Below are 8,788 nucleotides of genomic sequence, written 5' to 3' on the forward strand. Positions count from 1 at the left end.
AGGCGGCGGCCGTTGCAGCGCCCGCGGCGGCCGACGCCGTTGTCGCGGCGCCGACGCCCGAGGTGTCGGCTGCCGTGACACCCCCTGCGACACCTGTGGTGGACGCACAGCCGGCGCCGACTGCGGATCCGGCGCCGGCGCCCGTTGCGCCCGCAGCGCCGGCACCTGTGGCTGCACCGCCCGCCTCCGTCGAGCCAACCGTTCCGGCGGTAGCCCCCGCTCCGCCCGCATTGGCCATCGTGCCGTTGCCGCCAGAGCAGGCGACCGAGCGGGCGCTCGGTGCCCGCTGCCCGGTGGATCTGGCCGGGCGGCTGGCGACCCAGGGCGACCTGCTGATTGGCGCCTGCCAGGGCACCATGCCGGCGCATCTGGCCGCGTTGCTGGTCGCGCTGCCCGCGCAGGACATCCACCTGCCGCGCAGCTGGCGCGAGCGTGAGGTGCGGCAGAAGGCCTGGTTCAAGGCTGTGCCGGGCTATGGCCAGCGCCCGGACTTCATCGTGCGGATGGGCGACATCTGGGTGCGTTCGCTGGAAGGGCGCGACGCCGACAGCACGTTCTATCTGGTGTCGGCGCCGTTCACCTGCAGCGACCAGGTCGCCAACCGTGATGAGTACGGCGCGGAGCCGGTCCGCGTACCCGCAGGTGATTGCCGCGAGGCTTATGTGGCCCAGCGTGTGTACCAAGTCCGCGGGGATGCGGCGCCGCGGGATGTGACCGCCGATGCCATGCCGACGATGCCCCCGGTCACGGAGGCCGATCGTGCGCGCCAGCTGTCGCGTGAGGGCCGGATCAGCCTGGACCACAGCAAGCTGCAGTACGGCCCGGCCATGCGTTGGTTCGTGCAATACCCGGAGTCGGCGCAGAAGGGTGGTCCGCGCGCCTACAGTGACTGGAACCGTGAGCACATCGCGTTCGTGGTCTGGACCGGTGATCGCTTCGAGCTGCGCGAGAAGGTCGCGCGCGCGCAGTGGCCCTGTGACCCGGTGGCACCCGGCGATCGCGCCTGTGGCGGATTCCCGGATTCCGGGCCCGATCTGTTCGTGACGGCCGCAGCATCCGTGCCAATGGCAGCGTCCAGCCCCTGAGCCGGAGTCTCGAAGTGATGCGGGAGCCGAGCTGACCGGCTCCCGCGCTGCATCAGGCCTGCAGGCTGCGGGTCTGGTTCCGCTGCTGTTCCAGCTGCTGGTCGCGCTCCAGCGCAACGCGCTGGTCGGCGGCCTGCTGGTCGATGCGCTGGCTGCTCTGTTCCAGCGGGGTGTTCATCGCCACTGCCGTATCCACCGACACACGAAGGTGGGCGGGGTCACCGCCCTGGCCCTGCACGGCGAAGCTGCGCGAGGCATCGGCATTCATGACCACTTCGTCGATGCGCTTGCCGCCTGCTGCGTGCATTTCGGCGGCCAGGCTGCCTGCCAGTTGCGTGCTCATCACGTCTGGTACCCGGCCGACGCGGACATCCTGCGCGTGCACGCCACGGATCGCGTCGTTGAACAGTGGGTTGCCCACATGGTTGGCATCGTCCATTCGCAGCATGCTGGTGTGATGGCCGTTCTTCTCCGCTTCGCGGCGTGCCGGCTCACCGGGCTGCAGCGGGCCGCGGATGTGGTCGTACAGGTCGACGGCGCCGCCTGGAATGCCCCGCGCCGCGCGGGTGACACCACGGCGCAGTGATTCAACGTCGTCGCGGTACTCCTCGATCATCCTGGCGTTGTCTTTTGCCAGCTTCTGCGTTTCCGGGTGCTGCAGCACCGAGCCGTCACCGAGGAAGTTGCCCAGCTTGTGCGCGCCGAACGAGCTGCCTGCGGCGATGATCGGCCGGTCGGGGATAAGGGCGCGCAACGAGTGATTGCTGAAACCGTTCGCGGCGAGCGTGCTGATTTCATTCGGCCTGGCGTAGATGCGTACCTGGCCGAAGTGTGGCGATGCCGCGCTGACCGGATCGGAGGCCATGACATGGTTGATCATGGTGTTGCCGCCTTCCGGGATGCGGTAGCTGAGGCTGACCGCGCCATAGGCGTTGAAGGTTTCGCCCTTGACGTTGAAGTGGTGCGAGGTGATCTGGGCCAGCGCGCCGCCGAGGGAGTGGCCGGTGACGGTGACCTCCGGCGGACGTTGGCCGAGATCCTGCCCCTCCTTCTTGGCGTAAGCGAGGGCGCGTTGGGTCAGCGCGATTGCGTCTGGCGCCTGCACATTGGTACGGGCGACGACCATGCCACCATCGGTCAGAATCGCATCGCGTGCGATTTGTTCGGTTCCGCGATGTGCGACGACAATTTCATTGGTGTCGACTCGCTGGTAGATCGTTCCCTGATAACCGTTCAGCCGATTATCAACGTGCTCTAGGATCTTGTACTTGTGCCCGTTGATTGGAACGATTTCTTCTTGGCCCGGTGCTCGACGACCGACCGCGTAATCCTTGTATGCATCTTCGGATAGCGCAGCGTAGTCTTGGCTGTTGAGGCTCATTGGCGGACCTCGCTGGCTTCAAGCGAAGCGGAGAACAGCGCATTCCGCAGTTCAGGGCGAAACTTTGTCGGATCCTTTTGGCCGCTTGCACCGTAGTCCGGAATCTCGCTGACTCGGGGATAGTCGGCACGCGGATAGTGGCGGGTCTCGACGTGGCCTTCGATAAGGGCCGAGGCTTCAATAAATGACAGGAAGCGCGTCTCGCCTTCAGCGCCCGTCGCCTTCAACATCGCCCCAGCGCCAGTGAACTCCCAATGGCACACGCCACGGCCGTAGTAGTCCTCGTCCAGCATCCGGTCCACATACAGCGTGCCGCGGTACTCGCCATCAGCGACCTTGCGCAGTTCCACCGGCTCCTGGCTGGTGATGCGAGCAGCCGTGCCGGTGGCCGGCTCGATGTGGCCGCACTGGTCTTCGTTGGTGACGTCGTACTGGGCCACGCCTTCAACCACAGCGAAATCACCCGGGGCGTCCTTCAGGCGCAGCACCAGTTCATAGGCCTTGCGCGGGCTGGGGTTGAGCTTGGCGAGGCCGCGCCCACCCTGGGCGACATCGGCTTCAGCAGCGGCACGTTCCTGGTTCATGGCGGTCTCCGGATGGCAGGCGGTCAACAGAAGCAGAGCAAGGCACGGAATCATCTTGTGGCGCAATGTCGGCCTCCTTGGGGATAGGGGTGAATGAGGCACTGGCAGCTCATGGCGTGAGCTTCTGCACAGTGGTGGTGGTTGAGAACAGCGCGTCGCGCAGATCTTCGCTGTACCCCGACGGAGCTTCCTCGCCACTGGCACCAAAATTGGCGACAGTGTCGGCGCGCGGATAGACAAGGTTCGGGTAATAAAGCGTCAGAGGCGAGTCGTTCTCCATGCGCTTCTTGTCGACGAACGTCAGGAATCGCGTATCCGCCTTGCTGGTCGTGGCGCGCAACATCGCACCGACGCCCGTCAGCGTCCAAACGCAGGCGCCGCGCCCGTAGTAGTCCTCATCCAGCATGCGGTCCAGGTAGAACGTACCGCGGTACTCGTTCTCGCTGACCTTGTGCAGGGTGACGGGCTCTTGGCTGGTGATGCGGCCCGCAGTGCCTGTTGCAGGCAGTATCCGCCCGCAGTCTTCGTAGTTGCTGACGTCATACTGGGCCACGCCCTCCACGATCGCGAACGGGCCCGGCGCGTCCTTCAGTGTCAGCACCAGTTCGTAGGCCTGCTTCGGCGCCGGGTTGAGTTTGGCCAGGCCGCGTCCACCCGCGGCGACGTCACGCTCGGCGTCGGCGTAGGGCGAACATGCCGCCAGCGGGACGAGGGCGAGCAATGCCAGGAGCGGCCGCCCCCTGGGTTCGGGGCGAGCTACACGCATGGCGCGAGCCTGCATCGTGCGTCCATGTCCATCTATCCTTCCTGGGTGGCAGGTTTCTCGATTATGGAACGTGCCGGGAGCGCTGTGCCACCCTTGGAGACGGATTTTTGACGCCCCGGCGAGGCATTGCCCGGGCGGATCGCTTGCCGCACAAGGCTCGCGATCATCACGTTGGCATTGCTGCCGGAGGCAGGTCTGCTGCTGAATCCGTGACTGAAATCAATCATTCACATGTCCATCACTTCATTGAAGGCGCCCTCCTTGAACTGCACGATCCGCCCTGAAATCCGCGAAGACCGCGCTGTCATCCACGCACTCACCGAGGCAGCCTTCCGCGAAGCCCCACACAGCAGCCACACCGAGCAGTTCATTGTGGATGCACTGCGTTCGCGTGGAGAGCTGAGTCTCTCGCTGGTCGCCGAGAAGGACGGGCAGGTCGTCGGGCATGTTGCCTTGTCGCCGGTGACGATCAGCGATGGCAGTACGGGCTGGTTTGGCCTGGGACCAATCTCGGTGCTGCCCGGATGGCAGGGGCAGGGTGTCGGCGCGGCGCTGATGCATGCGGCGCTTGATGCACTGCGTGAGCAGGGGGCGCAGGGCTGCGTATTGCTGGGAGAACCCGCGTATTACGGTCGATTCGGATTCCGCGCCGAGCCGGGCCTGGTGCTGCCGGGTGTTCCGCCAGAGTACTTCCAGGCGCTGCACCTGAGGCCGTCGATGGCGCAGGGAGAGGTGCAGTACTCACCGGCATTCGAAGCCACGGCCTGATGATCGGGGGCGGGCCTCGAATATCCGTCCAATGTCAGCCGTTGTGCCGGAGATGGATCAGGGGATACGGACGGCCCTGCGAATCGAGCGGTGAGCGGCCGGTTTCGACGAAGCCCATGCGCAGGTAGAAGCCAACGGCCTGTGCGTTCTGCTCATTGACGTCGGTACTCAGCTGCGGATGCCGGGCCAGCGCGTGCTGCAGCAGTTGCCGGCCGATACCAGTGCCGCGCACGTCCGGATCGATGAACAGCGCTTCCATGTGCGTGCCGTCGATCAGCATGAAGCCAAGGGGGCGGCCCTGAGCGTCGACGGCCACTGTCATCGGTGCCTGCGGCAGGAAACCGGCGACTTCGGCATCGATGGCCTGCCGGTCTTCGGCGCTGAGGAAGTCGTGGGTGGCGTCGACGGCACGGCGCCAGAGGTCGACGAGGGCGGCGCCGTCATCGGCGCGCGAGGGACGGAGGGTGGTCATGGGTTCACCAAGGTGCTTGCGGAAGGGCTCAGTATGAGGCCTGCAGCCTGGCTTCAGCGCGCTCGCTGCTTGGACCGCCGGTCGCGCGCAATGGCACCGCCGATACCCGCGCCGCCTGCACGGCCGCGGGCGTACAATGCGGCCCCGGCGGCCATCCTGGCCCTGCAGACACGCGAGAACCGCCATGACCGATGCCCTGGGTGTACCGGTGCACGACGCCGATGAACACTGGATGCGCCATGCGCTGGCGCTGGCCGAGCGTGCGCAGCGCGAGTTCGACGAGATTCCGGTCGGTGCGGTACTGGTGGGCGCCGATGGCCAGCTGCTGGGCGAGGGCTGGAACCTCAACATCGCCTCGCACGATCCCAGTGCGCATGCCGAGATCGTGGCCATGCGCGCCGGCGGCACGCGGCTGGCCAATCATCGGCTGCTCGGCAGCACCCTGTACGTGACCCTCGAACCCTGCGCGATGTGCGCGATGGCCATCGTGCATGCACGCGTCGCCCGCTTGGTCTACGGCGCCAGCGACCCCAAGACCGGCGCCTGCGGCAGCGTGTTCGACCTGCTGGGTGATGCCCGGCACAATCACCGGGTGGAAATCCACGGTGGGGTGCTGGCCAAGGAGGCCAGCATGCGCCTGACCAATTATTTCCGCGCCAAGCGCGGCAAGCCGCCGTTGCTGCTGGAAGACCATGCGGGCGAGGGCTGAGGGGCGAACGGGTATGATGGGCGCCTCTTTCCTTCACCGGTAGGCCGCGCGCCTGCCCAGCAACGAGGCGACACAATGGCGGACACCGGCGCGGCCAACGAGCGACTGATCTGGATCGACCTGGAGATGACCGGGTTGGATACCGACAACGATTCGATCATCGAGATCGCCACCGTGGTCACCGATGCCCAGCTCAATGTGCTGGCTGAAGGCCCCGAGTTTGCCATCCACCATCCGCTGGAAACGCTGGAAGCGATGGATGAGTGGAACCGCAACCAGCACCGTCGTTCGGGCCTGTGGCAGCGCGTGGTGGACAGCACCACCACCCTGGGCCAGGCCGAAGCGCAGACGGTGAACTTCCTGGCGCAGTGGATTCCGGCCGGTCTTTCGCCGATGTGCGGCAACTCGATCTGCCAGGATCGCCGCTTCCTGCATCGCCAGATGCCGAGGCTGGAGAAGTACTTCCACTACCGCAACCTGGACGTGTCCACGGTGAAGGAACTGGCCAAGCGCTGGGCGCCGAGCGTGGCCGCCGGCGTCGGCAAGAACAGCAACCATACCGCGCTGAGCGATGTACACGATTCGATCGCCGAGCTGCGCCACTACCGCCAGTTCATGGGCGCGCTGTCGGGCCTGCCGGCTGCCTGAACGACGCCGTCGGGCATGGCCCGGCGCTACCGGGTGACACACCAACGGGTAGTGCCGGCCGCTGGCCGGCAAGGCGCGGGATCCGCGCCTTACTGTCGTGACCCACGACGAACCGTTCAACTTCCGGGCGCTAAGATCGGCGCCATGAACGAGCCCATCCTGCTTCCCCGCGACATCGCCCATGACGCCCGCGACTGGTCCGACCTGCAGCGCGCGGTGGCGCTGCTGGAAGCGCCGACCCTGACCGCGCGCATGGCGAACCTGGTCGGTACGCCGCTGGAGTTCGCGGTGAAGGCGCTGCCCAGTTCGGTCTCCAACCGCATCCACGGTGCGGTGCAGGCGGCACTGTCCAAGTCGGCGCAGGCAGCCCTGTGGAGCATGGACAACTCGCCCGGCAAGGGAGCGTCGACCCGCTGGCACAAATTGGCGGCAGCCACCTCCGGTGCGGTCGGCGGTGCCTTCGGCTTTGCCGCCCTGCTCATCGAGTTGCCGGTGTCGACCACGATCATGATGCGTGCGGTGGCCGACGTCGCCCGCAGCGAGGGGTTTGACCTGTCCGAGTTCAGCACCCGCCAGGCGTGCCTGGAGGTGTTCGCGCTGGGCGGCAACTCGCCGCGTGATGACGCCAGCGAGACGGGCTATTACCTGGCCCGCGGCTTCACCACCGATGTGATGCGCCACCTGTCGGCCGAGCTGGCCGGGCGGGTGGTGACCGGCCGCGACCTGACGCTGGGCGTGGCGCCGAAGGAAGCCGGCAAGCTGCTGGCGAAGATGGTGGAGAAGGTGGCGGCGCGCTTCGGCGTGGTTGTTACCGAGAAATTCGCTGCGCAGGCGGTGCCGATCGTTGGTGCGGCCGCGGGTGCAACACTGAATACCATGTTCACCGATTACTACCAGGACATGGCGCGTGGTCACTTCATCGTGCGCCGGCTGGAGTTGAAGTATGGGGAAGATGTGGTGCGCGCCTGCTATGACCGCGTGGCGCATGGCGGCGTGCTGATCGAACCCACGCTGTAACCGGCTTCGCGGTCGGAGCCCTTTGCGTTGCAAAGGGACCCGCCCCCGGTTGCGCGCGGGGCCGGATCCCGTTCCGCAGGAAGGGGCTCTGCCCCCCGGCGGGCCATCCTTGCCTTCGGGGAACAATTGTTTTGCCAGTGCATGCCTGTTGCCTGGCAGCTGGCATCCCCATCCTTTGCGGCAGTCCCCCCGCAAGAGATCGCCGCCATGTTGTTCACTCCCCACCGCTTGGGCGCCTTGACCCTGCCCAACCGCATCGTGATGCCGCCGATGACCCGCTCGCGTGCCGCCGACGGCAACGTCGCCACCGCGGACATGGCCGCCTACTACGCCCAACGCGCCAGTGCCGGCCTGATCGTCAGCGAGGGCACCCAGATCAGCCCGCAGGGCCAGGGCTATGCCTGGACCCCGGGCATCCACAGCCCGGAACAGGTGCAGGGCTGGCGTCGGGTGACCGATGCGGTGCGCGCCGCTGGCGGCCGCATCTACGCCCAGCTGTGGCATGTGGGCCGGGTCTCGCACGTGGCCCTGCAGCCGGGTGGTGCCGCCCCGGTGTCGTCGTCGGCGTTGTTGGCGGAAGGCGTGAAGGTGTTCGTCGACCCGACCGGGGCAGGTCCCGAAGCCGGGGTGGGCGAAATGATCCAGCATTCGATGCCGCGCGCGCTGCGCGAAGACGAGATTCCCGGCATCGTCGCCGACTACGCCCAGGCGGCACGCAGCGCGCTGGACGCAGGCTTCGATGGCGTGGAGTTGCACGGTGCCAATGGCTACCTGATCAACCAGTTCATCGACTCGCAGGCCAACCAGCGCACCGACGGCTATGGCGGCGCGTTGCAGAACCGCCTGCGGTTCCTGCGCGAGGTGGTGCAGGCGGTGGTTGCGGTGGTCGGTGGTGATCGCGTCGGCGTGCGCCTGGCGCCACTGACCACGTTGCAGGGTGCGGTGGACGATACGCCGCAGGCCACCTATCTGGCCGCGGCGCACCTGCTGGGTGAGCTGGGCGTGGGTTACCTGCATATCGCCGAAGCTGACTGGGACGATGCACCGCTGATGCCGGTGGCGTTCAAGCAGGCGCTGCGCATGGTCTACCCGGGCACGCTGATCTACGCCGGCAAGTACACCGCCGAGCGCGCCGAGCAGGCACTGGCTGAAGGCTGGGCCGACTTGATCGGCTTCGGTCGCCCGTTCATCGCCAACCCGGACTTCCGCGTGCTGGTCACCGTCGGCTTCGACAAGGTGACCGACCAGGTGCTGGCGCAGGCCCGCGGCAAGCGTCTGTCGCGGTTACGGCATATTTGGAGGCCACCAAATGCGCTGATGTTGGCTGAATCCAGCCTTGGTCGACCATCGTGCAGTCG

At 66.7% G+C, this 8,788-nt stretch carries 10 protein-coding genes; 6 read left to right on the forward strand and 4 right to left on the reverse strand.

Translation table 11 applies throughout. From position 1 onward, the window contains the following. Positions 1–239: 239 nt before the first annotated feature. Positions 240–1,085, forward strand: a complete 846-nt coding sequence (locus tag ABGA94_RS04560; RefSeq protein WP_315898889.1) for a hypothetical protein — start codon at positions 240–242, stop codon at positions 1,083–1,085. Between the two features lie 52 nt (positions 1,086–1,137). On the opposite strand, the gene ABGA94_RS04565 is transcribed toward ABGA94_RS04560, so the two are convergent. The 3 genes from ABGA94_RS04565 to ABGA94_RS04575 are packed head-to-tail and all read right to left on the reverse strand — an operon-like array spanning position 1,138 to position 3,831. After that, positions 1,138–2,466, reverse strand: a complete 1,329-nt coding sequence (locus ABGA94_RS04565; protein ID WP_329847457.1) for an XVIPCD domain-containing protein — start codon at positions 2,464–2,466, stop codon at positions 1,138–1,140. Beyond that, positions 2,463–3,116 (reverse strand): hypothetical protein, encoded by a 654-nt coding sequence (locus ABGA94_RS04570; RefSeq protein WP_065196095.1) that lies wholly within the window; start codon positions 3,114–3,116, stop codon positions 2,463–2,465. The genes ABGA94_RS04565 and ABGA94_RS04570 overlap by 4 nt, the downstream gene beginning before the upstream one ends. 43 nt (positions 3,117–3,159) lie before the next feature. Continuing rightward, entirely contained in the window at positions 3,160–3,831 is a 672-nt protein-coding gene (locus ABGA94_RS04575) for a hypothetical protein (RefSeq protein WP_262221670.1), read from the reverse strand. Between the two features lie 246 nt (positions 3,832–4,077). On the opposite strand from ABGA94_RS04575, the gene ABGA94_RS04580 reads away from it, so the two are divergent. Then, positions 4,078–4,584: a GNAT family N-acetyltransferase gene (locus ABGA94_RS04580; RefSeq protein ID WP_005417179.1), complete on the forward strand. Its 507-nt coding sequence runs from the start codon at positions 4,078–4,080 to the stop codon at positions 4,582–4,584. A 34-nt stretch (positions 4,585–4,618) separates the two neighbouring features. Here the strand turns inward: ABGA94_RS04580 and ABGA94_RS04585 are convergent, their stop codons facing one another. Next, a complete protein-coding gene (locus tag ABGA94_RS04585; protein WP_375366515.1) occupies positions 4,619–5,056 on the reverse strand; it encodes an acetyltransferase in 438 nt (145 codons plus the stop codon). Between the two features lie 184 nt (positions 5,057–5,240). Here ABGA94_RS04585 and tadA point away from each other — a divergent pair, with 184 nt between their 5' ends. The 4 genes from tadA to ABGA94_RS04605 all read left to right on the forward strand — a co-directional run. Continuing rightward, the gene (tadA, locus tag ABGA94_RS04590) at positions 5,241–5,765 is read left to right on the forward strand and encodes a tRNA adenosine(34) deaminase TadA (protein WP_005417177.1); all 525 of its coding nucleotides are present in this window, start codon (positions 5,241–5,243) and stop codon (positions 5,763–5,765) included. Positions 5,766–5,840: 75 nt separating this feature from the next. Next, entirely contained in the window at positions 5,841–6,413 is a 573-nt protein-coding gene (gene orn / locus ABGA94_RS04595) for an oligoribonuclease (RefSeq protein ID WP_053499815.1), read from the forward strand. Between the two features lie 144 nt (positions 6,414–6,557). Continuing rightward, entirely contained in the window at positions 6,558–7,430 is an 873-nt protein-coding gene (locus ABGA94_RS04600; protein WP_005417175.1) for an EcsC family protein, read from the forward strand. Positions 7,431–7,637: 207 nt separating this feature from the next. Beyond that, positions 7,638–8,788 (forward strand): alkene reductase (locus ABGA94_RS04605; RefSeq protein ID WP_375366518.1); only part of this gene is annotated, 1,151 nt, incomplete at its 3' end.

Origin of the sequence: Stenotrophomonas sp. 3diitr2024 (genome assembly GCF_042136455.1) — a bacterium.
Lineage (GTDB): Bacteria > Pseudomonadota > Gammaproteobacteria > Xanthomonadales > Xanthomonadaceae > Stenotrophomonas > Stenotrophomonas sepilia.

Bases quoted from the DNA above. Each gene is read 5' to 3' on its own strand.
- ABGA94_RS04600 (WP_005417175.1), top strand. From the start codon at position 6,558: ATGAACGAGCCCATCCTGCTTCCCCGCGACATCGCCCATGACGCCCGC.
- ABGA94_RS04585 (WP_375366515.1), bottom strand. From the start codon at position 5,056: ATGACCACCCTCCGTCCCTCGCGCGCCGATGACGGCGCCGCCCTCGTC.
- orn (WP_053499815.1), top strand. From the start codon at position 5,841: ATGGCGGACACCGGCGCGGCCAACGAGCGACTGATCTGGATCGACCTG.
- ABGA94_RS04565 (WP_329847457.1), bottom strand. From the start codon at position 2,466: ATGAGCCTCAACAGCCAAGACTACGCTGCGCTATCCGAAGATGCATAC.
- tadA (WP_005417177.1), top strand. From the start codon at position 5,241: ATGACCGATGCCCTGGGTGTACCGGTGCACGACGCCGATGAACACTGG.
- ABGA94_RS04575 (WP_262221670.1), bottom strand. From the start codon at position 3,831: ATGCAGGCTCGCGCCATGCGTGTAGCTCGCCCCGAACCCAGGGGGCGG.